22 protein-coding genes and 4 pseudogenes are annotated in these 24,275 nt (G+C 35.8%); 20 read left to right on the top strand and 6 right to left on the bottom strand.

The features are described 5' to 3' along the window. Positions 1 to 404 precede the first annotated feature (404 nt). The gene (locus NYE65_RS08520) at positions 405 to 1,988 is read right to left on the bottom strand and encodes a vanadium-dependent haloperoxidase (protein ID WP_340860504.1); all 1,584 of its coding nucleotides are present in this window, start codon (positions 1,986 to 1,988) and stop codon (positions 405 to 407) included. A gap of 282 nt (positions 1,989 to 2,270) precedes the next feature. Between NYE65_RS08520 and NYE65_RS08515 the strand changes: the two are divergent. From NYE65_RS08515 to NYE65_RS08490, 6 genes and pseudogenes are all read left to right on the top strand, one after another. Next, a pseudogene (locus tag NYE65_RS08515) lies at positions 2,271 to 3,109 on the top strand (tyrosine-type recombinase/integrase). A 180-nt stretch (positions 3,110 to 3,289) separates the two neighbouring features. Further along, positions 3,290 to 3,946, top strand: coding sequence for a VanZ family protein (locus NYE65_RS08510; RefSeq protein WP_328178658.1), 657 nt, complete (start codon positions 3,290 to 3,292; stop codon positions 3,944 to 3,946). A 218-nt stretch (positions 3,947 to 4,164) separates the two neighbouring features. Continuing rightward, positions 4,165 to 4,512: a DoxX family protein gene (locus NYE65_RS08505; RefSeq protein WP_328178659.1), complete on the top strand. Its 348-nt coding sequence runs from the start codon at positions 4,165 to 4,167 to the stop codon at positions 4,510 to 4,512. A 459-nt stretch (positions 4,513 to 4,971) separates the two neighbouring features. Continuing rightward, positions 4,972 to 5,718 carry a polysaccharide deacetylase family protein gene (locus tag NYE65_RS08500; protein ID WP_328178660.1) on the top strand — a complete coding sequence of 249 codons (747 nt, stop codon included), beginning with the start codon at positions 4,972 to 4,974 and terminating at the stop codon, positions 5,716 to 5,718. 566 nt (positions 5,719 to 6,284) lie between these two features. Then, entirely contained in the window at positions 6,285 to 6,788 is a 504-nt protein-coding gene (locus NYE65_RS08495) for a hypothetical protein (protein WP_340860500.1), read from the top strand. A gap of 241 nt (positions 6,789 to 7,029) precedes the next feature. Then, positions 7,030 to 7,512 carry a DinB family protein gene (locus NYE65_RS08490; protein WP_340860499.1) on the top strand — a complete coding sequence of 161 codons (483 nt, stop codon included), beginning with the start codon at positions 7,030 to 7,032 and terminating at the stop codon, positions 7,510 to 7,512. A 519-nt stretch (positions 7,513 to 8,031) separates the two neighbouring features. Here NYE65_RS08490 and NYE65_RS08485 read toward each other — a convergent pair. Together NYE65_RS08485 and proC are read right to left on the bottom strand one after the other, a co-directional pair. Further along, positions 8,032 to 9,090, bottom strand: coding sequence for a YkvI family membrane protein (locus NYE65_RS08485; protein WP_340860498.1), 1,059 nt, complete (start codon positions 9,088 to 9,090; stop codon positions 8,032 to 8,034). A 127-nt stretch (positions 9,091 to 9,217) separates the two neighbouring features. Then, on the bottom strand, positions 9,218 to 10,117 hold the full coding sequence (proC, locus tag NYE65_RS08480; RefSeq protein ID WP_340860496.1) for a pyrroline-5-carboxylate reductase: 900 nt from the start codon (positions 10,115 to 10,117) through the stop codon (positions 9,218 to 9,220). Positions 10,118 to 10,573: 456 nt separating this feature from the next. Between proC and NYE65_RS27205 the strand changes: the two genes are divergently transcribed. The 12 genes and pseudogenes from NYE65_RS27205 (at position 10,574) to NYE65_RS08425 (ending at position 20,173) form a co-directional block, all read left to right on the top strand. Then, positions 10,574 to 10,870 (top strand): TIGR04104 family putative zinc finger protein, encoded by a 297-nt coding sequence (locus NYE65_RS27205; RefSeq protein ID WP_445670410.1) that lies wholly within the window; start codon positions 10,574 to 10,576, stop codon positions 10,868 to 10,870. A 100-nt stretch (positions 10,871 to 10,970) separates the two neighbouring features. Beyond that, a pseudogene (locus NYE65_RS08475) lies at positions 10,971 to 11,725 on the top strand (class I SAM-dependent methyltransferase). A gap of 85 nt (positions 11,726 to 11,810) precedes the next feature. Further along, the gene (locus NYE65_RS08470; protein WP_340860494.1) at positions 11,811 to 13,097 is read left to right on the top strand and encodes an MFS transporter; all 1,287 of its coding nucleotides are present in this window, start codon (positions 11,811 to 11,813) and stop codon (positions 13,095 to 13,097) included. 280 nt (positions 13,098 to 13,377) lie between these two features. Next, positions 13,378 to 13,941 (top strand): hypothetical protein, encoded by a 564-nt coding sequence (locus tag NYE65_RS08465; protein ID WP_340860493.1) that lies wholly within the window; start codon positions 13,378 to 13,380, stop codon positions 13,939 to 13,941. A 564-nt stretch (positions 13,942 to 14,505) separates the two neighbouring features. Beyond that, entirely contained in the window at positions 14,506 to 14,988 is a 483-nt protein-coding gene (locus NYE65_RS08460) for a DinB family protein (protein WP_340860491.1), read from the top strand. A 306-nt stretch (positions 14,989 to 15,294) separates the two neighbouring features. Further along, the gene (locus tag NYE65_RS08455) at positions 15,295 to 15,717 is read left to right on the top strand and encodes a hypothetical protein (RefSeq protein ID WP_340860489.1); all 423 of its coding nucleotides are present in this window, start codon (positions 15,295 to 15,297) and stop codon (positions 15,715 to 15,717) included. 155 nt (positions 15,718 to 15,872) lie between these two features. Further along, positions 15,873 to 16,283: a hypothetical protein gene (locus NYE65_RS08450; protein ID WP_328177909.1), complete on the top strand. Its 411-nt coding sequence runs from the start codon at positions 15,873 to 15,875 to the stop codon at positions 16,281 to 16,283. A 173-nt stretch (positions 16,284 to 16,456) separates the two neighbouring features. Further along, complete coding sequence (gene fabZ, locus NYE65_RS08445; protein ID WP_305162552.1) at positions 16,457 to 16,882, top strand: 3-hydroxyacyl-ACP dehydratase FabZ; 426 nt, start codon at positions 16,457 to 16,459, stop codon at positions 16,880 to 16,882. 195 nt (positions 16,883 to 17,077) lie between these two features. After that, on the top strand, positions 17,078 to 17,548 hold the full coding sequence (locus NYE65_RS08440; RefSeq protein WP_340860482.1) for a hypothetical protein: 471 nt from the start codon (positions 17,078 to 17,080) through the stop codon (positions 17,546 to 17,548). Positions 17,549 to 17,987: 439 nt separating this feature from the next. After that, positions 17,988 to 18,950 (top strand): proline dehydrogenase family protein, encoded by a 963-nt coding sequence (locus NYE65_RS08435; protein WP_340860480.1) that lies wholly within the window; start codon positions 17,988 to 17,990, stop codon positions 18,948 to 18,950. Between the two features lie 214 nt (positions 18,951 to 19,164). Continuing rightward, positions 19,165 to 19,572 (top strand): GNAT family N-acetyltransferase, encoded by a 408-nt coding sequence (locus NYE65_RS08430; RefSeq protein ID WP_106027950.1) that lies wholly within the window; start codon positions 19,165 to 19,167, stop codon positions 19,570 to 19,572. Positions 19,573 to 19,789: 217 nt separating this feature from the next. Beyond that, positions 19,790 to 20,173 carry a YkvA family protein gene (locus NYE65_RS08425; RefSeq protein ID WP_340860477.1) on the top strand — a complete coding sequence of 128 codons (384 nt, stop codon included), beginning with the start codon at positions 19,790 to 19,792 and terminating at the stop codon, positions 20,171 to 20,173. A 128-nt stretch (positions 20,174 to 20,301) separates the two neighbouring features. Here NYE65_RS08425 and NYE65_RS08420 read toward each other — a convergent pair whose 3' ends face one another. After that, positions 20,302 to 20,811, bottom strand: coding sequence for a DoxX family membrane protein (locus NYE65_RS08420; protein ID WP_328178176.1), 510 nt, complete (start codon positions 20,809 to 20,811; stop codon positions 20,302 to 20,304). A 274-nt stretch (positions 20,812 to 21,085) separates the two neighbouring features. On the opposite strand from NYE65_RS08420, the gene NYE65_RS08415 reads away from it, so the two are divergent. After that, positions 21,086 to 21,904 carry an alpha/beta fold hydrolase gene (locus NYE65_RS08415; protein WP_340860475.1) on the top strand — a complete coding sequence of 273 codons (819 nt, stop codon included), beginning with the start codon at positions 21,086 to 21,088 and terminating at the stop codon, positions 21,902 to 21,904. Between the two features lie 178 nt (positions 21,905 to 22,082). Next, positions 22,083 to 22,466, top strand: a complete 384-nt coding sequence (locus NYE65_RS08410) for a YkvA family protein (RefSeq protein WP_328178178.1) — start codon at positions 22,083 to 22,085, stop codon at positions 22,464 to 22,466. 78 nt (positions 22,467 to 22,544) lie between these two features. Here the strand turns inward: NYE65_RS08410 and NYE65_RS08405 are convergent. Both NYE65_RS08405 and NYE65_RS08400 read right to left on the bottom strand, forming a co-directional pair. Beyond that, a pseudogene (locus NYE65_RS08405) lies at positions 22,545 to 23,666 on the bottom strand (IS3 family transposase); the annotation flags it as partial. A 185-nt stretch (positions 23,667 to 23,851) separates the two neighbouring features. Continuing rightward, positions 23,852 to 24,230, bottom strand: a pseudogene (locus tag NYE65_RS08400) (CatB-related O-acetyltransferase); the annotation flags it as partial. Between the last annotated feature and the right edge of the window lie 45 nt (positions 24,231 to 24,275).

Below are 24,275 nucleotides of genomic sequence, written 5' to 3'. Positions count from 1 at the left end.
TCAGGATTGTTGAAGAAGGAAAATAGTTATAAAAGGAGGTTTTTGAAATGAAGATAAAGAGAAAAATTTTTTTTATTACATCCGTTATCTTTATCATTTCTTGTAGTAGCTATTATTTTAAACTCTATCACGCTTGAATACACCCAAAATGCTTGTATTGATAACAATAAGACACCAAAAATCGAGCAAGATTTTTTAACATTAAATTGGTCTGTTTCTTGTGAATAACACATACTACCTTGTTTCGTTAACGGGTGCAAGAGTTGAACAACGAAGCTGTTATTTTGGCAGCTTTTCTCATGGTGAAGCGGAGGTGAAAATTGGTTGGCAAATCTGAAGTAAATCAAAAAGGACACAAAGCTAAAAGACACCAAGTTTAAAGATACAGGGTGTCTTTTATTTTCTCAGATTGTTATCTTTGTCCCATCAAATTTTGTGAGAGAGAATCCTTTGAAAAACTCGTTATAGGTTTTTCTGTAATCCCTCATTATCCCAATGGCCATAGATTCTCCGAGCATAATTCCATCGAAATAATCGTTGCGGTAGTGAATACCACCGAACGACCGGCCGATGGAAATATTTGATGCAAGTTTATTTAGTTCCCCGCCTATCGTAAGCGGCGGACCTTCGTAAGGTATGAGGGAAAGACCATCGGAACTGGCAACAACCGGATCGGGGATTACAAACGATTCATTAAAGTAGGCCTTCAGTATTGTTACCATTGCTCCAATAAGTGCTGCATGACCGGAAACATAGGATGGATGCGCAGGAGCTCCTTCTGCATATGCCTGAGGTAGCAAATAGGTGCCGAATTTATTAAAAGTTTCGGCAAGTGCTTCCGAATTCAGAACTACCGGATTGATCGGGTAATTAACACCCGATTTCTGATTTTGAATTCGGCCGCCTAATTCCTCCGGACGGAGACTGCGATGGACCAGCCATTTTTGGAACCAAACTGCCTCAAGAGCCGGACGCGAAGCTCTTGTCACAAAGTCCAAGATATGCGGTGGTCCAAAGGTAGTGAAACCAACCTGGGTTGCAGAGTTAAAGTAAGGATTGGACGGATTCAAAGCTTGTCTGCCAAAACTGAGCAAAATGTAACAAGCAATTAACCCGCCATCAATGGAACTATCCCTGTGTACCCATTCTCCCAAATCCCGGCCATTTCGAATATAGCGAGGTAGGGGGTCAAAACGATTTGGGGTAGGAGGACTGGAGCCGTTTTGTACAGCCAGCCAGTCGTCGTAAGAAGTTAGATGGTCGTCCCCAGGAACAGTGGTACGGTATCGCTGGATAATTTTAGTTGAAACAAAAGGGACATCTTTCCATAAAAATTGTGAAATATATGGCCCTGTTAAGTCGCCTTGAAGGTTCCCTCGGAATAAGGTACCTGTCGTGACTAGTCCATTCTTTTTCGGTCCCCGAAAAACAGGCAGGCTGGAAAGTTCTTTTGCAGCATCATTTGTTAATGGGTCTTGATTATATATATTGAAAGGAATATCCCGTGCCAATGCTTGCCAATAAAGCTCAACCATCTCTCCAGCTATTTCAGCACTGCTAAAGGCTGGTGGTGCAGGAATAACCAATTGGTGACTATCAGGTCCGACTAATTCGAATGCATAAGCACCCTGTGGATTTACTAGTTTAACAACGCCACCCAGTGGAATCTTCTCAAAGTCGTTAGGGTCTCCTGTTTCCAATGCTTTTAAATATTTATTATAAGCTTGGATGTTTACCTCGCCTAACTGATTATGCGGAAATGCTTTTGTATAACTGGCAATTTTATTTGGATACCTATCTTCATCCCCATTACAGGGATGGTGAACTAATGGCTGATTTTTATAGAATCTCGCAGCATCCTTACGAATATCAAATGCCTCCTCGCGTCTTTCAGCAGGAGTTAAGGGACCGAGAAGACACGAATTTTTGTCCTTAGCACTTTTGTCATTTTTCATTTTACATTCATCCATACTTTCTTCGTTATCCATTTTTAACACCTCCATTTGATAACTTATTCAAAAGTTAAATGGAGGATTGGACAAACTAACAAATAGATTGGATATGATTTGGAGTGGTTTTTGAATCATCTTGTGAATAAAAATACTTAAACTATAGGGTGCTTTAGCTGAAGATCGGAGCTGTCTTAAGGCAGCTTTTTATTTTTTAACTAACGGTGTTACTGTTTAATGAAAACTCTACTAATCTAGTATAATAGTTATTCTTTTGACTATACTGTCTATTAATAAGGTATAGATTGGAGAGAAATTGGTATGATCTTAACTGATGTATGGGGTTTATATAAGGCAGATAAGCAAATCCAAGGTTATTCTCAACAAACATTAAAGGCCTATTACGTACAATTTAACTTGTTGTTGAATACTTTTGGAAATATATCCATTCAAGAACTTTCAACTAATTCTCTTAAAGTTTATCTGGGAAAAGCAGCTGAAAAGCTTAAGCCATCGAGTCTGGGTCACAGAATCCGATTTATTAAATCTTTATTTAGATGGGCTCAGGATGAAAATTTAATTAATGGAAATCCCGCTTCCAAAATCAGGGAACCAAAATTAGAATTAAGGGTACCAAAATACTTGTCTGAAGAGGAAATTGAACATTTGCGGGAAGCTTGTCATACAACATTTGAAAATGCTTTATTTGAGTTTTGTATTCAACAGGATGCAGAATTGGTGAAGCAATAACTCTAGATAGGGCCTCAATTAATTTCTCTAATCAATCAGCAATCGTTTTAGGTAAAGGGCGTAAAGAACGAGAAGTATATTTCAATACTCGTTGTGAAATATGGTTGAAGCGATATTTAAGTGAGCGAAAAGATAATGAGGAAGCACTATTTGTGACAACACGCGCACCCCATCGAATGAGTATTTCTCAAGCGAGAAACATTATAAAACTGGTAGCAAAGAGAACGGACATTAAAAAGAGCATTCATCCCCACCAGCTTAGACATAGTTATGCCACAAATTTATTGAATAATGGAGCGCCTCTAGAAGTGATTCAAAATTTAATGGGTCATGAAAAAAGTGAAACCACAAAAATTTATGCATATCTAAGTGGTGCAATGCGGAGAGACTTGTATAGAAAGTATTTTTAAGGGACCAAGAGTCCTTTTTATTTTGTTCTTAATAAACTATCGGGGCAGGATAGTTCATTAAGAAACGCAATAAAATCTTGGTTTTATTGGTGATAATGAACGAGCAGAATTAAATTCTAACCAAGGCAATATTATATGGTAAAATAAGGTTTGTTTGAGCTGGAAGGAAGGGTCGATAGAGTGTATTTAATTAATGGTAGTTTGCTTATTGGAATTGGAGTTATATGTTATTTGGCTGGAAGAGGTATTTTAATAGGGTTTAAATTAAAAAAACAAAAACAAGTATATTGGTTAAGGGAAGTTATTAATTTTCTTTTTGTTTTATACATACTTATGGTTGTTTCCGTTACACTGTTTCCATTAGCTTTATGGATTGATTTTAATATGCAAAATATTAAGTTTGGCTTAAATCTCACTCCATTTGTTGGAATTATAAACGATATTAAACAAATAGGTATTGCATATGATGGTGATACCATGTTTATGATTAGACTAATTATTAGAAATGTGGGTGGGAATATATTATTATTGATGCCTTTGGGTGTATTATCACCGATAATATGGAATAAATTTAAGGATTTTAAAAATATTGTACTTTTAGGATTTGTTATATCTATTAGTATAGAATCTATACAATTTATTGAACTAATAGCAGGTGGTAGGGGAAGAACAGTTGATATTGATGACGTGATTTGTAATGTATTAGGTGTTATTCTTGGATACTTCATTTATAAATTTACGTTTAAAATAGCCGATAAATTTCAGATTGAAATAGTACAAAATTTAAACTCTGGGAATTCAAGAGTGTTTGATAACGATAAAGGAACTCAATTATAAAATTATTGAACAAACGGGTCTTTACTTCAATAAGGAAGGTTGCTGAGGCAGCCTTTTTGGCACTAATGGGGCAATTTAGTTAAATAAGAAAGCAAAATTAATACTTCCCTTCTGCTCTTGATACTAATAATTATAGAATCATTAAATACATATATATCCATACAATCATTAAAAGAAAATACCCCCCTTAAATTGGTCTTTAAAAGGAGTGAGGTTAGATGATTGCTATTATGCAAGTAATTTTAGCAGTTTTTATTTTAGTCGGAGGTTTCATAAAACTTTTACGTATCCCGTTTCAGGTTGAACATTGGCAGCATTATCAATATCCATTATGGTTCATGTCTGTAATTGGATTTATTGAACTTATTGGAGCAATAGGAATGATTGGGGGTATCTGGAATAGATACTTGGCTATTGGATCAGGTGTATTGTTTGTACTTATCATGATAGGAGCACTACATGCTCATATTTTTCGAGCGCATCAATCTATTGTAATGATTATTCCTGCCATGATCTGTTTAATATTATCTATCATGGTGATTATCAAGAACTTAACGTTTGCTTAAATTTGTTCACTAATTTAGAGAGTTTAATAAAACTTATAATTTTACTTCCTCTATTTATGTTAATCCCCTACTGAATCAGTCTTTGAGGGGCTTTGTGAATGTTCTTGTTGAACTAACAGGTGCGTTAGCTGAAGATCAGGGTTATTCGTCACCAGACTCATGGTCGCAAGGAAGAGGTAACGCCGCAGGCGTGATCTATTAAGGATTAAATAGTACAAATTTTCTTCAACTAAACGGTGCTTTACTTCATTAAGGGAGTTGCTTTGGCAGCTCTTTTTCTTATAGAGCTAATGTGGCAGTTAGTCCGAATCCTTAGTGTTTTAAGAAATTAGTTTTTCATTTGGGATTATCAAAGTCACCATTGATTAATGGGAGATAGAATCAAATTCATAATAGAACTATGCTTTTGAGGCACAATAAATTGAAAAGATAAAAAAAGGATGCAAAGCGAGGAATTTTATGAAAAAGGTTGTAATGTTTTTCCTATGTCTTCTTATCTTAATTCTTCCATCACAAGTTTTTGCTCAACGAAAAGTACCTATTTTAATTTATCATTCGATTGACGAGTTTACTGGGCAGGGTTCTAAGGAGCTATACGTAACTCCTGATAATTTCCAGAAACAAATGATTTATTTAAAAGACCATGGCTACACATTATTAACTTTTGATCGTTGGCAAGAAATTTATAAAGAAAAAAAACCCATTTTCATTACCTTTGATGACGGATACAAAAACAATCTGAATGCATTTGCTATCTTTCAGAAACTTGAAAACGAACGTTTTAAACCAAGTGGTACCATTTTTGTTATTTCTGACTTTATCGGTCGACCAAACCGATTATCGAAATCGGATTTAAAAATGATGGCTGATTCGGGTATAATCTCAATCCAGTCTCATACTGCTACACATCCTGATTTGACGGAAATAAAAAATTATGAATATGAACTGAAAGGGTCCAAAGATAAAATTCAAAAAATAACAGGCAAACCAGTTAATGCTCTTGCGTATCCATACGGAAATTTCAATGACAAAGTCGTAGAAGAAACGAAGAAATATTATTTGTTTGGACTTACGACAACTCCTGAACTATTTTCTGAGAAGGGCATTAAAGACGAACTTTATCTTTTACCACGAATTTATATCAAGTATTCAACTACTCTTGATGACTTTGCAAAGATAGTTGAAGGCGGCTCCTATACCAGGTAATCGCTTTTTCTTTTGGAACCAAGGGCTTAATATTGTTTATAAGAAATGGGGTAATTTAACTGCAAAGAGTATGTGAAATTTTGCACTTAAACTAACGGGTGCGTTAGCTGAATATTGAGCTGTCTTTAAGGTAGCTCTTTCTTTATGCAACCTATCGGGGCAGGTTAGTTCAACAAGAAAAAGGATTATTTATGTTCGTAACCGAATTTGACAAAGAGGGAAAAGCTTTTCCACCCAGGTAATCAATAATTTCATTAGTTATACCTAGATTTCACCATCGGGATTTAACATAAGGAAAATAAAAGTTTAGACGGAGATGAAATATGAAATGAAAAATATAAAAAGTGACTTTTATAACAGTAAAATGAACAAGCCTTTTTGGAGCACTTAGATGATTGAGACGAAGCTTTTTGGGATAGCTTGAGCTTCTTGAATGAATTAAATAATATCGGAAGATTCGATAATGAGGATGTAGCATTTTATCAAGCTAGATTCCTGATAACAGGCTAATCAATCATATAGCATCCGCATATCACCTTTTAAAAATGGGGTTAGAAGATGAATGTTTGATTATGTATAGACAATCACTTGAAAATTCATGGCTATTAAAGTATTTCATCCAAAAACCTAATCATGCTCGGGAATGGAAGGATATAGAAAACCCAAAGAACATTAGACCTAAGCAAAGACGAAAAATAATAGAAAATGAAGAAGCTGCGGAACGTATTTACAGTAAATTATCATCAGTTGTTCACTCCAATCACAAATCATTTTGGGGAGTTTGTGTCGGCGGCATGTTCAACCACGTCATAACTGATGAACTTTTCGGTCATCTGATTGCAACAGTAAATGAATCTATACAATATTTCACCGAAATCATGAATTTATTTCATACAACCATAGAAGAAACAGAACACGCAGAATTGTATAAAGAAATTTCTCTAAAATTAGGAATGTGTATATATATAACAAGCTATTTCAAAGACCCTAATAGAACAATATCCATGCTAAAAAAGAACGGAGAAGATGATGTTATCCGATATTTAAAGTCTAATTATAAAAGAGTTTAAAAGCATTTAAAAATAATGGAAGAGCAAAAGCTACCGAGGAGGTTGCCTTTTTCCTTTTCAATAAGGTCGAAACTAGCTTTATTATAGAATTAACGGGGCAGGTTAGTTGAACAAGTAAAAGGTTTTTGTGGTGGTTATCTCGAAACTAAATGAGTAGGAAAATCATTTTAACATCAGGGAGGATGGCTGTTGTACTTAATTTAGGGATCCATATTCTAATTAGAATTGAGGAGTGAATAGAATGACCAAAGTAAAAGATATTATTTCTGACCAGTTCTTAGCGAATGCTAATGACCCTAGTTGGTACAAACCATTTTCAGAATCAGTTGAAAATTTGACGGAAGAACAGGCTTTATGGAAGCCAAGCAAAGATAGTAACAGTATAGCTGAAATTGTACAACATCTGATTTATTGGAATCAAACTTGGCAAACCAGGTACGAAAAATCCAACGTAGACGCTGTATCTTCAATCGGAGATAATAATCGGAGCTTTTTAAGTCCTGAATATATGTGCTTTAACGATTTGAAAAAAATCTTATTAGAAGTCCTTTTAAAGTGGGAAGGGTTATTAACTAATGAAAAAATAGAAAGTGATGTTATAGGTTTTCCTGAAAAAGTTAAGTGGTGGCAAATTCTTGGAAATGCAACTACCCATAATGCATATCATATCGGTCAAATTATTTATATAAGGAAACTGCAAAACAGTTGGAAGGCGAATGCATGAGAAGTTGACTTAGCTGCTAATTGGAACTTTTCGCTAGAATGGATTGCTGCGGCAATCCTTTATTCTTCTTCAACTAACGGGGCAGCATTCCTGTAATGAACGAATCGGTTTATTTATGCAAAGCCAACTAAGTTTGTGAATAAGTACACTTAAACTAACAAGTGCGTTAGCTGAAGATCGGAGCTGTCTTTAAGGCAGCTTTTTCTTATGGAACTATCGGGGCAGGTTAGTTTAATAAGCATCATCAAATTGGTAGGAGGAAAATATGAAGAAGAAATCCCTTTGCAAGAAGGTAAAGTGATTTTTTTTAAGAATCGGATTTCTGGGATGATTGGTTAGCAAGATGCCATCAAAACAGCGACAAACAATTTTAATTTAAAAAATGTTTTTATCAGAGGTTATCATACCTCGCGAATAAGGAAGAATTATATATTGATAAAACAAGAGAGGTAATACAAGAATTACCTCAAAAAAACCTTTCTACACATGAGTAGAAAGGTTGATTAAACAATCCGTAATTTAATTTTCTTTCGTTAATCGACTCATTCGGAATGGAGTAATGATGAGAACGATAATAAGGACAATTCCCATATAGCCAAAGATTGGATAGAGAGAGGAAACAAGTTTAGTGAAGCCAAAGAAGCTTGCTATAAATCCGATCAATAGTGATGAAATAACGATCACTTTAAATTTTGTGGTCTGCGGATCTGAAAAGCGTGTTCCAAATGAGTAGAACATGCTGACTGCCGTATTGAAAATCATAGCGAACAGAACGAGAGAGTACAGAATACCTAGGAGAGGTGAAATACTGTTGGCGATTCCCAGCATGGGCATATCCAAGTCCGATACAGTATTAATATTTGAGAAAATAGTAAGGTGACTAATTATAAGAAGTAGACCTAAAGCGATTCCTCCTGTAAGTCCTCCAATGGATGATATCCTTTCATCGGGTTCATTTCCACCCATAACAAGTGTCATGGAAGCCCCCATTGCAATGGTTATTGAAATATAGTTTATTGCAGATATAAGCCAATGTCCCGCAGCTGAATTTTGTTCCAGCGCATGTGGTTCAAGTGACGTAAAAGATGAATTCATTGTAAACATACTATAAATGAATAGAAAAAGTACGACAAGAATCAGAAATGGTGTGACGGATGCAATTACCTTAATCACACGGTCGACTTTCAGCATAACTGTTATCATAACAAGAATAGTCATAAGAATGGTTCCTATAAAGGAAGGTAATCCGAATTGCTGATCAAAGATTGAGCCTGACCCCGCAATCATGACAATTCCTATACCAAATAGGATGGCGTTCAGAACATAATCAATGATACAGCCGAGAAAGCGACCACAAATCTTATAAATTACTTCCTGATGCGAATCTGTTTGTGTACGACTGCCAAGCTTCATCAGAATCATTCCAAGGTATGCAAAAATAGCGACTGAAATGATAGCTCCAATTGTGCCCAAGTTCCCGAAGCTTACAAAATAAAGCATGGTTTCTTGTCCTGAGGCGAACCCTGCTCCGACTAGAATTCCGATAAAAGCGCTAGCGATCTTAAGGATTCTCTTCATGTTGTCCTCCGTTTTTCTTACGTTTATATTTTTTTCTTAACTATTTGATAGGAGTGTTATTTGATAACCACATCTTTTGATACATATAATTTCCTAAGGAGGCTCCATGGTGTATTTATGGAGATGATTAACTTAGACACCGTCCTTTTATGGTACTGAAGTTCCCCAGTACTCTCGGGGGATTAGTCGATTTCCCGTACGCTACTGCCATCTCTTCATTCAGCTCTTTCGAACGTTTCGCTGCATGATGAATCGCCTGTGAAATGGCTCTGCCGCCATTATTTTTCCGTAACGCATCAAGTCCGGATGCTGTCGTTCCATTTGGTGAAGTGACTTTCTCTCTGAGGCTTGCCGGTGTCTCGTCGTTCACCATAATCATCTTGGCTGCGCCTAAAATCGTTTGGGCGACAATCTCACGGACCATCGCTTCATCCATCCCCTTTTTAACGCCAGCGTGTTCCATATGCTCCATTAAATAATAGAAGTAAGCAGGTCCGCTTCCTGCAATTCCTGTGAAAATATCCATATGCTCTTCTTCAATTAAGAACACTTTTCCCATACAGCCTAACAGTTCTTTCACTGCTATCACATTGTCCATCGCTGTATGTCTTCCCGGACATAACGCAGTTGCCGACTCCCGGATCATGCTCGACGTATTCGGCATCAACCGCACAACCTGCTGTCCAAGCTGTAGATGACTTTCCATGAATTCAGTGGAAATGCCCGCTAAAACAGAAATCACAACTTGATCCACTCTTATTTTATCTTTGAGTGCATCAAGAGCATCTGCTGCTCCCTGGGGCTTCATTGCCAAAATGAAGAAATCAACTTCTTCATATGGCAATGCATCCTGATGGACCGCATGGACTCCATACACGTGATTCATTTCCTCGAGTCGTAATTGATTGCTGCGATTTGTCACATAAATTCTCTCTGCTGGTATGCTCCCAATCTGCACAATTCCTGAAATCATCGACTCTGCCATCGAACCGGCTCCTAAAAATGCAACAGTTTTATCTCTCAACATTATGCCCTCCTAAAAGTTCATTGTTCGTAATTCCGTTCGTATTTTTTAACCTTGTTATCGTAACATGCTCAGATTTAGATTCAAGGGAAGAGAGGACATTCACAAGGAAAAGGCCGAGATAGTGAAGGGAAGCGTTATCATTTGGGGCTTACATGCCAGTCAGGTCATTTAATCAAGGATAATCGGCTGTAATCGGGGTATTTGCGGATATATTAGGAAGAAAAACGTAATAAAAACTATGGAGCTGAGTTGAACAATACGGGTAACTGCGGCACCTCTTTTTCCTATTCCAAAGTTATTTTGTGAAGGATTGTACTTAAATTAACGGGTGTGTTAGCAAAAGATCGGAGCAGTCTTTAAGGCAGCTTTTTCTTTATACAACAAACTAGTCAGGATAGTTTAGGAATAAATGATATAATTTGTAATATTGATTTAATTGAAAGGAGTTTGCTGCATATGCCAACCTGTCAGCAATGTGGCTATAAATGGGGTTGGATAGAGGCCTTTTTTAAAATGTTTACCTTTAAAAAGAAGTTAAGATGTTCATCCTGTGATTCATCCCAATACGTTTCCAAGAAAACAAGAATGCTATTAAGCCTATTTATATTTATATCTTTATTGATTGCACCGTTAATATCATATGGTGTACCTAAAGGTTATGTCTTAGCTTTTGAAATAGCTGCGTATGCTTTAGTGATTATTTTGATGTCATTTTTATATAAGCTAAGTAACAAGGACGAACAGATGTGGTAGTCATGCATTAGCAAAAGATCGGAGCTGTCTTTAAGGCAGTTTTTTGGAACTATCAGGGCAGGGGAATGAATGTAAAGCAAAAGAACAGGGAGAAGTTAACATGAATCAGAATATTGGTACAGAAGAAGCGATTAAAAGGTGGGATAGTTTCGCGGATACATATTCTGTAAATCATACCGAGCAAGGAGATTTTCATAAAGAAGTTTTTTTAAATCCAACTTTATTATCACTTATGGAAACAGTAAGGAATAAAAACGTTTTAGATGCCGGGTGTGGTGAGGGGTATTTAAGTCGAATGTTGGCGAGGTCCGAAGCGATTGTAACGGCTGTGGATTATTCATCACGGATGATAGAAATTGCTAAAGAAAGAACCCCGAATGATTTGTTGATTGATTATAGGCAGGCTAATTGTGAGGACTTGAATTGTTTAGAGGACAAAAGTCTCGATTTAATAGTATCCAATATGGTCATTCAAGATCTTGCAGATTACGAAAAAGCATTTCAGGAAATGTATCGTCTATTAGTAGATGGAGGCTGTTTTATATTTTCGATTTTACATCCTTGTTTTGTTACTCCAGAAAGTGGTTGGGAAAAACAAAGGGCGGTAAAAAACTGCATTGGAACGTAGATAAATATTTTTATGAAGGTGTGTATGAACAACGTTTAGGTGATAAAGAAAAAATGCTATTCTTTCATAGAACATTAACAAGTTATATAAACACTTTAATCAAAACAGGCTTTATTTTAGAAAGCATAATAGAACCTAAGCCATCAAAAGAGATATTAGAAAAATATCCTTCATTTGAAGAAGATTTCAGATGTGCTGATTTTATAGTTTTTAAACTAAAAAAGTAAAGGTTATAAAAATATTATAAAATCAACTAGAGGAAGGTGTACACGGTGGGGGGAAATTACAGAATGATGAATGAGGTCTTAACAAATGTCCAGTAAAACATATCAAATGAACCAGAGTTATGCTGATTCTCAAGAAAAACAAAAAATGTTATACAAACGTACATTAATTATTATAAGTATTTCACAAATTTTTGGCGGTGCCGGGTTAGCGGCTGGAGTTACGGTGGGGGCACTTCTTGCACAACAAATGCTTGGCACAGATGCATTTGCTGGAGTTCCATCGGGTTTATTTACTTTAGGATCTGCCGGGGCTGCTTTAATCGTGGGGAGACTTTCTCAACGTTACGGTCGCCGTACAGGTCTAACAGCTGGTTTTTTGATAGGTGGGCTTGGAGCGATAGGAGTCATAACGGCAGCCATCATAAATAGCGTTTTCCTTTTATTTGCTTCCCTGCTCATCTATGGTGCAGGAACAGCGACAAATTTACAAGCTCGTTACGCTGGTACGGACTTGGCTAACAATAAACAGCGAGCAACTGCCATCAGTATTACCATGGTGTTTACAACATTTGGTGCAGTTGCTGGTCCGAATTTAGTGAATGTAATGGGGGATTTTGCTCTTTCTATTGGCGTTCCTTCACTCGCTGGTCCTTTCATTTTATCAGCGGCAGCATTTATCTTGGCAGGTCTTGTCCTTTTCGTTTTACTTCGCCCGGACCCATTAGTTATAGCAAGAACAATAGAAGCGTCCAAACAAGAAAGTAATCGATTGGGATATTCGGCTGATACTGAACAAATGGTAAACAAAAGAGGAATTATTGTTGGTGCGGCAATTATGGTTCTTACTCAAATTGTAATGGTGGCCATTATGACCATGACGCCAGTTCATATGAGACATCATGGACATGACTTGGGTGAAATAGGGCTCGTTATAGGATTTCATATAGCTGCCATGTATCTTCCTTCACTGGTTACAGGTGTCCTTGTTGATAAGTTTGGCCGTACTGCCATGGCTATTGCCTCTGGAGCTACGCTGCTTCTGGCCGGTTTAATATCGGCGATTGCACCAGGCGATTCTATGATTCTCCTAGTTATTGCCCTTTCTTTACTTGGATTAGGATGGAATTTCGGTTTAATAAGTGGGACGGCTCTTATTGTTGATTCAACTGACACTTCGAATCGGGCTAAAACCCAAGGTACGGTGGATGTTTTAATTGCATTATCAGGAGCCTCTGGTGGAGCCTTATCTGGAATGATTGTGGCCGGCTCAAGTTATACAGCATTATCATTTATCGGAGGGTTATTATCTTTATTATTGATTCCAGTGGTCATCTGGTCTCGGGGAAGTGAAAAATCAAAAGAAACCATATAATAAGTAAAAAAAGTCATTTCCTATCGTACAGGAAATGGCTTTTGAAGGTCATTTTGGAACGCTTGAACGTTTGCCCCTTTTTTGCCATACAAAAAATCCCCTCCATCCTCAAAGGGGTGCTCTGTTTTGTGCAATAGCATTGGAGAAATGAACAAAGTTTACCACCTCATAATTATTGTAGCATTGATTGATGAGCAATCTGTAGATTATAATAATAATAGGAATACTACAAATGTACATATAAATTCATAAGAACTAACGGGTTGAAGGAGAAATTATGATGAAAAAACTAGCAAAGGCATTAACCGTAGGAGTATTAGCTCTAGGAATACTGGCAGGAGTTGGAGCAAATAAAGGAGAAGCTGCAACAGTAACAAAGCCGATCGGTTCAACTTTCTATAAGAGCGCCTTAGTAGGTACTACCTATAAGGTTCAAGATTATAAAGGTAATACAATTAATGCAAAAACAACTAAAGCTGTAACGTTAACTCCATATGCAACAAATAAAAACTTTTCATATGCTACAGTAACATTTGTAGATTATGATAAAGTAGGAACAAAGTGGGTCAAGTATACAAAAACAGCCAAAGGATATTTCTTTACTCCTATTAAAAATGGTATAACTTACAATGAATATACGAATGTAAAAAAAGGAATGACTTATAATCAAACGGTATCTATCACAGGTGAATATATGAAATTAGATTCAACATATACCTATGGCGGCATTACCCAAAAAGATTATACCTGGAGCCGTTACAGTGACACTAATGACACACATTTTTATACGGTTTTTGAAAACAACAAGTTAACATACAAAAGCTATTCTGTAAGTGAATATTAATAACAAAAAAGCCCCTCTCGTGTGAGAAGGGCTTTTTATTTTTATTATGCCAAGTATAAAAATTGTTTCTTTTTCATTTAGGTGAATTTTGACATTGTGAGGGGAGGGGTGAAGTTTTGGAAAATACAGGATAATCGAACGAACAAGAAGCAATACCTTTGATATTGACTGTTGTTTAGTTATAGCTGCATTACTGGTTTTTTTATCGCAGATCGATACCGAATATAGATTTAAGGATATCGATTTTTTTATTTTGATATTGGATTTTTAGTGGCTTTGATTTTGGGTACCAAGGCAAAGCAATTTGGTATAAGAGTAATCAGCGTTTTATCAAAGCTTTCGGGACCATAAAGCAGGTTTTAGCCATAATAAATCCAAATGATTAATTTTAGGTGCTTTAGGAGCTGTCTTTAAGGCAGCTTTTTCTTAATGAACTACGGGGCAGGATTGTTGAAAAAGGAATTCAACCTATGTGTGTCTAAGTAGTAATATTTAACAATGTTTAGGCATTGCTCTAATAGTATTTTAACAGTTAAATTATTTTCTAAATGGGGAGGGGCATTTTTGCAAACTTTTTTTAGATATAACTGGATGGTAAGAGAAGACTGGTATCGTTGGTGTGAAGAGTTAAGTGAAGAAGAACTTCTGCGGAACCGAACGGGTGGAATGGGAAGTATATTGCATACACTTTTCCATATTGTTGATGTCGAATGGAGCTGGATACGTCTCTTACAAGGTGAAACTGACTTTCAGGAGAGTTTCGATAGTTATAAAAGCTTGAACAAAGTTCGAAAATTGGACGCTGAATTTCATATAGAAGTGGAAAACTTTGTGAACAACTGGGATGCTAGTATGGAAAATCAATTATTTTATGATACCTTGCAAGATGGAAGAATTGTGACGGATACTTGGGGTGAAATATTGCGACATACTATTGCTCACGAAATTCACCATATAGGTCAATTATCAATTTGGGCAAGGGAATTAGGGAAAAAGCCTGTTTCTGCAAACCTTATAGGTCGAGGTCTTTCCTCTCATTCCATATAAATAATTCAAATAGATATTAATTTAGTCGGTTTCTATATATATTGAGTGAAATCCTTCAATTAGAAATCGCCTTTTAGATGTTCTGCTGCTGGTCAGTTTTGTTAAGCAAAATCAGTTTGTGAAGAATTGTATTTAAAGTAACGGGTGCGTTAGCTGAAAAAGGCTGTCTTTAAGGCAGCCTTTTCTTACGGAACTAACGGGGCAGGATAGTTGCATAAGAAGTAGTAAAATAGAGTTGATAAAAGATTGAAATCCCTCATCTCCCATTGTTTATAAATGGTACAATAGGAAAAAAGAGGTGTCAGTATGAGGAAATTATTATGGAATTTAAGTTTGGTTGTTATCATTGTGGCGTTATGGGGATGTTCAAGTTCCTCTAAAACTTCGGGTTCTCCTGAAGCAAAAGATGTTGGCTATCAATATCAAATAGTAGAGTACGGTGGATTAAGTGATAAACGAGCTGTATTGGATAAAGATAATGTCAAAAAGATTGAAGATATTATAGCAGACGTCAAATGGGATAAAACAGTTTCAGTTGATAAAGGTAGCAAAGAAGATGCTGTATTTTGGTTTATAGACCAAGATAACAAGGAAGGGCAGAAATATAAGGTCTGGTTCAACGAAACTGGCTCCGCAGACGTGCAAGATGGGAAGAAAGTATGGGGCGTTTTGGAAGGGAAAGACGGTGAAACATTATCCTCTATTTTCAAACTTAATGATCAGAAATAAAGAATAGAGAAATATTAAACTAACGGGTGTGTTAGTTCTGGATCGGGAGCTACCAATACGGTAGCTTTTTTCTTAATGAGCTAACGGGGTAGGATAGTTGAAGATAAGCTGGAACTATTTTTTAATGTAAACGTCTAAATTTATGGAGGTGTATGATGAAAAAAATAATAAATTTTATTTCTCTTTTTGTCTTTATGGTGTTATTGGTCGGATGTATTGAAGAAAAAGGACAATTATCAAGAGTAGATGTTCAAAAAATTGATACAGAAGGAAAATACGAAGATGTCGTAATGATAACAGATAGAGAATCAATAGAGCTGCTAAGGCAGGCATTTGAACAAATCAAATGGGATGATAAAGTGGTTAAAATGGCTAGAAAACCAGACGTAGAAGCTACTTTATTTTACACTTTTGATGAAAATAAACCTGAAAGACTTTATGAATATGAAATTTGGTTTAATGAAAGTGCAGGTACAGCAACAATTATTAGCAATAATGAAAACGAAAGTTATGGAGAGTTAGATAAAGATAATGCACAAGCCCTAAAAAATAATTTTCTTAATTAACAGTAACAAGTGCTTTAGCTGAAGATCGGAGCTGCCTTTAAGGCAGCAGTTTTTCTTAATGGCATAACGGGGCAGGATAGTTCCATAAAAGCATTTTTTAGTACCAACTATTAATACCAAGTGATAATATAAATAGATATTAATAAAATAGTATTGTTATGGGGGCTTTAATGATGTTAGATACTCAAAAAATTAAGGAAGTAATTAGACATCGTTATCCATTTCTTTTAGTGGATAGGATTTTGGAATTAGAAGAAGGAAAAAGAGCAGTTGGTATAAAAAATGTTACAGCAAATGAGAATTTTTTTAACGGGCACTTCCCCAATTACCCAGTTATGCCAGGTGTATTAATAGTAGAAGCATTAGCTCAAGTAAGTTCAGTTGTGATGTTAACTAAAGAAGGAAACGAAGGACGATTAGGGCTTTTAGCAGGTATAGATAAATGTCGTTTTAAAAAGCAAGTAAAACCAGGAGATCAACTTCGTCTTGAGGTTGAAATCACTAGATTAAAAGGTCTTATAGGAAAAGGTAAAGGTATAGCTACAGTTGATGGAGAATTAGTTTGCGAAACAGAAATAATATTTGCATTTGGTGATTAAAAGCTATTAATTTTAAAAATGTTATTCAGATTCTTGAACAAACGTGTATCCTCTTAGATCAGAGCTGTCTTTAAGGCAGCTTTTTCTTATGGAACTATCGGGGCAGTTAATGATAAATAGTTAAAATGGGATAATATGGATTATTAATGTATAATTGGATTGAAATTAGAAAGGGTGAAAAATAGGGGGTATGAAATGAAAGGCTTTTTTAGATTATTTATAGGTATGTTTTTAATTTCTATATTAACAGGATGTATTGGAGAAGATTATGATGTTGGTGTTCCAACTGCTCATTTATATTCAGAAGACCTTGCTACATCTGTGCAATTAGCAGAAGGAAATGTCAGTTGGAGTTCATCAAGTGGAGATGTAGATCGAAAAATAGATGATATTCAAGAATTCGGATTATCACAAGAAAAAATGAAGGTTACTGCTAACGAAAAAGTTTCCTTAGATTTTCAAGAGAACGCAAGAAATGGTGGAGATATTTGGACAGACCCAAAAATAACAGTTGCCCTACTGAAAGATGAACAACGAATTGAACTCGAATTGCATGAAAATAGGGAATTTCAAATCCCCAATAACAAAGGGGGTTATGTTTTAGAAGTTGTATTCACAAGTTCAAGAGGTACTGCCCAATATTTAGGGAATCTCTTAATTCAATGATAGTGAAAATACCTTATTTTTGATCAAAAGGGGATAACGGAAAATATTAGAAGCTTGGAGATACATTTTTAAGCTCATTATAAGTGTATATTTGCTTTAGTTTTTCACCCTAGAATGCGGTGTTTGATACCATAAACGATTATGATTTATTCAAAATCAACCAAGAACTCTAACATAGCCTTTTCTTATCTAGAAACGTGGCAGCATTCCTGTATTAACTGAAATACTAAAAAGTTTGTGAAGAAATCTACTTAAACTAACGGGTGCGTTAGCTGAAGACCGAAGCTGTCTTTAAGGTAGCTTTTTCTTATGGGGTCAGGTAGTGTATACGGACTTTACGGTAACACATATTATGATCTAGTAAAATGGTATACTATATAAAGAAATCAGAATTTTCGCAAACGAATCTAAACTATCCATAAAAAAGGGCGTGATATAAATGTATAACGAAGCAGAACAGCGTGTTTCAAAAGCATTGAAATCGATCGCACGAAACGAAGATATCAAAGAATACATACAAAACTCTAAGGAACTTTTCCCTCTCTTTATGAAAGCTGCAACAAGATTTGTCTCAGGTCATACACGGGCAGAGGGATTGGCACGTATTTCCATGCTTGCTCAAATGGGTTATCAAGTATCCATCGAGTATCTTGGTGAAAACACACGATCCGAAAATGAATGTATCTCAGCAAAGAATGAATTTCTCTCACTGATTAACGAGATTGGCGCTAAAGAAATGAAATCAACCATTTCTTTCGATCTTTCACATATAGGTATGTCGATCTCAGATGCTCTTGTATCTAAACACTTGAAAGAAATCGCACTACAAGCTCAACAATACGATATCCAGCTCATGATTAGCATGGAGGAGTCAGAAAAGACCGATCAGATCCTTAACATATATAAAAAACTGTCACCGATGTATGCGAATCTCGGCATAACATTACAAGTACACTTACTCCGTTCCCAATTTGACCTGCAAGAATTACTGGAATTTCAAGGGAAAATTCGATTAGTAAAAGGTGCTTATCAAGAAAAAGAAGGTACGTATATCCCACGATCTGTAGAACTAGATAAGCGTTACGTAGACTTTGTTATGGCTTGTGTGGCAAGAAACCATCCTCTGTCGATAGCAACACATGATGAAAAGCTTGTGGCAACACTTAAAGAAAATGGACTGATTGCCAATCCATATACTGAAGTAGAAATGTTAGATGGTGTTCGTCCAGATTTACTTAAATCACTGAGAAATGAGAATTTCCAGACGAAGGTGTACGTCACATATGGAACGGAATGGTACTTATATCTTGCACATCGCATTGCAGAGCATCCACCAAATCTGTATACGTTTGTGTCTGATATGATTGAGTCAAAAAACCTACAGACCTCCCTTTATGAATAAGGAAGACTATGCCTTTTTTTATTTCTAAGTTTATTTCAACTCTACATAAGTCTTAATGAACTAACGGGTGCTTTACTTCCATAAGGGAGTTGATTCAGCAGCTCTTATTCTTATGAGCTAAAGGGACAGGCTTACAGAAGGGAATATGTGGATATCACATAAATTATATGTTTATATAAAGCTGTAAGATACAAAAATTCAAGGAGGCAATTGTATGGAAAGAACTATACTTTATACAATAGAACCCCCTGAAAATTTTAAGCAATTACTAACCTTATATGAATCTTTAGGATGGAATTCACTTAAATTAACAGTTAATGATTTGAAACAAATGTGCAATCAAAGTTGGTATGCAATTTATGCTTTTGATGAACAACAGTTAGTGGGTATGGGACGTGTTATTTCCGATGGTGTGATTACTGGAATTGTATGTGGAGTATGTGTACTACCAAACTACCAGTCCAAAGGAATTGGCAAAGAAATGTTGAATCGAATAATTGAACATTGTGAGCAAAATCGAGTAATTCCTCAACTTATGTGTGTAGAAAGTTTGAAATCATATTATGAAACTTTTGGATTTGAGAAGTTTACCATTGGAATGACAAAGAATATAAATCGTTAAATTTAATTTACTGTCTAATTAACGTATGTTTAGTTAAATAAGGAAGGTTGCTTCGGCAACTTTTTTCACTAACAGGTGCGTTAGCTGAAGATCCAGCTGTCTTTAAGGCAGCTTCTTCTTATGGAACTATCGGGGCAGGTTAGTTCTATAAAAAATTCATTTAGTAATCTTACTTTTGATATAATCGAATAAAAATAAATGTTATTTGGAGAATAAAATGCTTAAGAAAATTAAAGCGTGGACAAGGAATTTGAAGAAACAGGTTTTTATACTTTACTTTGCTTATAAAGATAATAGAGTACCCTGGTATGCAAAGTTATTTGCTGCTTGTGTAGTAGCTTATGCATTCAGTCCAATTGACTTAATACCTGACTTTATACCGATTCTTGGCTATATAGACGATGTAATTATTGTTCCATTAGGTATAATGCTTGCATTAAAGATGATACCAGAGAGTGTAATAACCGACTGTGAAGAAAAGGCAGAAGAGTTGATGAAAAAAGGTAAACCTAAGAATTGGATAGTCGGTTCAATAATAATATTAGTTTGGGGCTTAATTTTAATATGGGGTATTATTACAATTTATAATTTCTTGAACTAAAGGGTGGCGTTACTTCTAGAAGGAAGTGACGCTTTTCTTGTTGAACTAAAGGGGCAGGTTAGTTCAACAAGAAGATTGCAAAAAAGACCGCCTATACTGGCGATCTTTCGAATCTACGTATTAAAAAACTAAGCAGCATCTTTTATCTCTCTTGTTTTGTTAGCAAATAGTTTTTCTTTAAGAGTTGGCATAATCATACCATCTACCCCATATCTTCCTGCATTCATAGCAGAAACTAAGATAAACATTGACAATAAAACAAGTTGTGGGTTTGTACTTGTAGTACCACTAAACATATAAGAAAAGTTCATCGCCATTCCAAAAAACACTGCTGTTTTTGTAAAACAACCGATTAATAGACCTAGACCTACTAATAGTTCTCCCCAAGGAACTAAGAAATTAAATACCTCTATATTAGGAATCGCTATATTTTTTAGAAATACCACCCACCATTCTTGAACTGCCGGGTGTTCTCCTGTTGCGTTGGCCAACGCACCCTGTAAAAAGCCAGAGGCATCAAACTGTCCACTTGCTATTTTCCCCCAACCAGCCATAATCCATGTATATCCGATATATACACGTAATACAGCTAAGAGTATAGAAATGTTTTTGTTTTGTCTTAGAGCATCAATCATCATGTTTTTCCCCCAATAGTTCAAAATAAAAAGTACTAAGAAATATAATAACATAACTGAAAATGATTTTCATTATCATTTATGTGAAGAATATGTAAAAAAAGGCCCAAACAACTATGGAATATGATTAAAAAATAAATTCCCTAATATACCGAGTGGTGCAAACCATTGATACATCAATAGTTATAGAGGGAGGATAGTTGAAGAAGGAATTGAAGAAACAAAAAGAGAATAGGTACTGTTAGTTAAAATGATTTTTATAGAAAGAAGGATTAATATGGCATATTGCAAAGTTCGCCAAGCTGAAATTTATTATGAAGATTTAGGGGAAGGAAAACCAATTTTAATGATACACGGTTATTCTCCGGACCATCGATTAATGAGTGGTTGTATGGAACCAATATTTACTAAGAGGGAGGGGTGGCGACGTATTTATATCGACCTGCCTGGGATGGGATTAACAAAAGAATATAACGAAATAAGTAGTTCTGATGAAATGCTGAATGCTGTTTTAGAGTTTATTCAAGCTGTAATTCCTAACCAAGAGTACGTAATTGCTGGGGAATCTTACGGTGGCTATATAGCTAGGGGCATTATTGAAAAGCATCAAGAACAAATACTTGGTGCAGCATTTATATGTCCTCTTATTTTTCCTATTCCAGAAAATAGAACAGTTGAGATACATAAAATAATGAGAACGGATGAGAAGTTTATTGAAAGCCTATCAACGGGTGAATTAGAAGATTTTAGAAATAACAACATTATACTTGATGAGTACACATGGTTAAGGTACAACAAAGAAATACTAAGTGGTTGTAAAATTGGAGATGAAAAGTTTCTAAATAAGGTTAAGAATAAATATGGGTTTTCTTTTAAGATTGACCAGTCTGATTTTATTAAACCGAGTGTATTCCTGTTAGGAAGACAAGACTCTTCGGTTGGATATAAAGATGCTCTTGACATAGCAAACAAGTATCCGCGAGGAACATTTGCTGTATTGGATATGGCAGGTCACAATTTACAAATTGAACAACCACAACTTTTTAGCACTCTATTAAATGAATGGTTGGATAGAATTGAAGAGTTCCAAAACTAATACTTAACGCAGTAATCGAAGTTTGTGAAATAATAGTATTTAAACTAACGGTTGCTTTAGCTTAGGATCGAAGGCAGCTATATCTTATGGAACGGGGAGGTTAGTGAAATAACAATCCTTTGTAAATCTTATATTGTTATAATGGAAATAAAAGCTTAATTATTATAGGAGGATAAAAATGTTTGATAAAATAAAGACTTGGGCGAGGAGTCTAAAACGACAAATTTTTATCCTTTACTTTGCTTGTAAAGATAAACGGGTGCCTTGGTATGCAAAGGTATTTACGGCTTGTGTTGTCGCTTATGCATTCAGTCCGATAGACATAATACCTGATTTTATACCCATTCTTGGCTACTTAGACGATGTAATTCTCGTTCCAATAGGGATAATGATCGCATTAAAGATGATACCAAAGAGTGTATTAACCGACTGTGAAGTTAAGGCAGAAGAAATGATGAAAAAGGGTAAGCCGAAGAATTGGATAGTCGGCTCACTAATAGTAATGATTTGGGTCTTAATTATAATATGGGCTATTAAATATATTTATCGTTTAATGAACTAACGGTTGCTTTACTTCACTAGGTTGCACTAAAGAAGACCACTTATGAAGTGAACCCAAAAAGTTAGACACTTTATTTAATTAGGCAGCCTTGAGGGCGTGAACCCGGTAATCTACTGGGCTCATGCCTTTTAATTTCACTTTGATTCGTCGGTGATTATAATAATGGATATAATCCTCAAGTTCTTGTTTGAAATGCTCCATGCTTTCGAACTTCTGTAAATAATGTAATTCAGATTTTAATAAGCCAAAGAAGTTTTCTATGACCGCATTGTCTAAACAATTTCCTTTTCGGGACATACTTTGAGTAAGACCATGTGTTTTCAGGGCTTGTGAATAAGATTTCATTTGGTAATGCCAGCCTTGATCCGAATGAAGAATGGGGGGAATCTTTCGATTCCAATCGAATAAAGGCTTGGTCGAGCATCTTGGAGACTAAGGGATAAATAGGACGTGATTCGATATTGTAAGCAATGATCTCTCCATTAAATAAGTCTAGAATAGGTGATAAATACAACTTCTCACCGTATAAATGAAACTCAGTTACGTCCGTGACCCATTTTTGATTGGGCTTTGTTGCTTTAAAATTGCGATCGAGAATATTGGGCGCAACCTTTCCAATCTTGCCTTTGTATGAACGGTATTTCTTCATACGGACCAGACACTTTAGCCCCAACTCCTTCATCAATCGAAGAACCGTTTTATGGTTCATTTGAATCCCTCTATTACGTAATTCCAATGTAATGCGTCGATACCCGTATCTCCCTTTATTCGTATGAAATATCTCTTTGATAACTGGCTTTATTTCTTCGTATTTATCCTGACGCCCGAAGGTGTTTATCCAATAATAATAGGTACTCCGTGCGAGATTTGCGACGGACAGAAGTAGCTTTATATTAAAATTTCCCCTTAGTTCATGTACTACTTTCGCTTTTTGCGTTCGGACGCTTCGCTTTCTTGAACTAAGGCTCTCAACTTTTTTAAATATGCATTCTCTGCACGTAATCGTTCATTTTCAGCCTGTAACGCCTCTAATGAACCTTCTACTGGCTTTTTCTTCGTTTCTTTTTTCATGGATGGACGCCCCTTTTTATTCGTTTCAAGAGCGTCAACCCCGTTCTCCTCCAATTGCTTTAGCCACTTATTAATAGTAGAAGGAGAAGCAAAGTTATACACAGCTGCTGCATGGGTACTAGACACTCCAACAATTGGGGTGCAGTTCATTATAGGTGGTCTCTTTTATTTGTTCAAAAAATCAACATTACTCTTTAACAAAGCCTTGGTTAAAAAGCGATCTTAATATAGTCAATGGAATCATTCTATTATAAAAAGTGATATTCACTCCATTTTGTGGTACAAGAATCGGATTCTCTGTAGTTGATGCATTGTCATTTTTTATTTTTTAAGATTCTTAGGTTTTCCATATCCCCATTTACTATCACATCAATATGAGCAGAGATGATATCAATATCTAAATCCCACCATTTAATTTCCAGCAGTTCGTTAATGATTTCTTTTGAGAAGCGGGTTTTAAGTTTCTTTTCGGGATTCCCTCCAACGATGGTGTAAGGTTCCACATCTTTGGTAATAACCGATTTGGCGGCTACAATTGCACCATCCCCGATTTTTATTCCAGGCATGATGACAGTATCCATTCCTATCCAAACATCATTTCCAATTATGGTATCACCTTTAAACGGCAACTGATAACGTTGGCGTATACTTTTCCCATCCGTGTCCGAAAATGTTGAAGTTGCAGGGCTTACCTCCATTACCCCCTAATAAGCTAAGAAAGTTAAGCTTAAAGCTCTC

The sequence above is a fragment of the Peribacillus sp. FSL R5-0717 genome, assembly GCF_038002945.1.
Classification (GTDB): Bacteria; Bacillota; Bacilli; order Bacillales; family DSM-1321; genus Peribacillus; species Peribacillus frigoritolerans.
The sequence above is the reverse complement of the archived record's forward strand: the minus strand, read 5'-3'. Positions and strand labels throughout refer to the sequence as shown.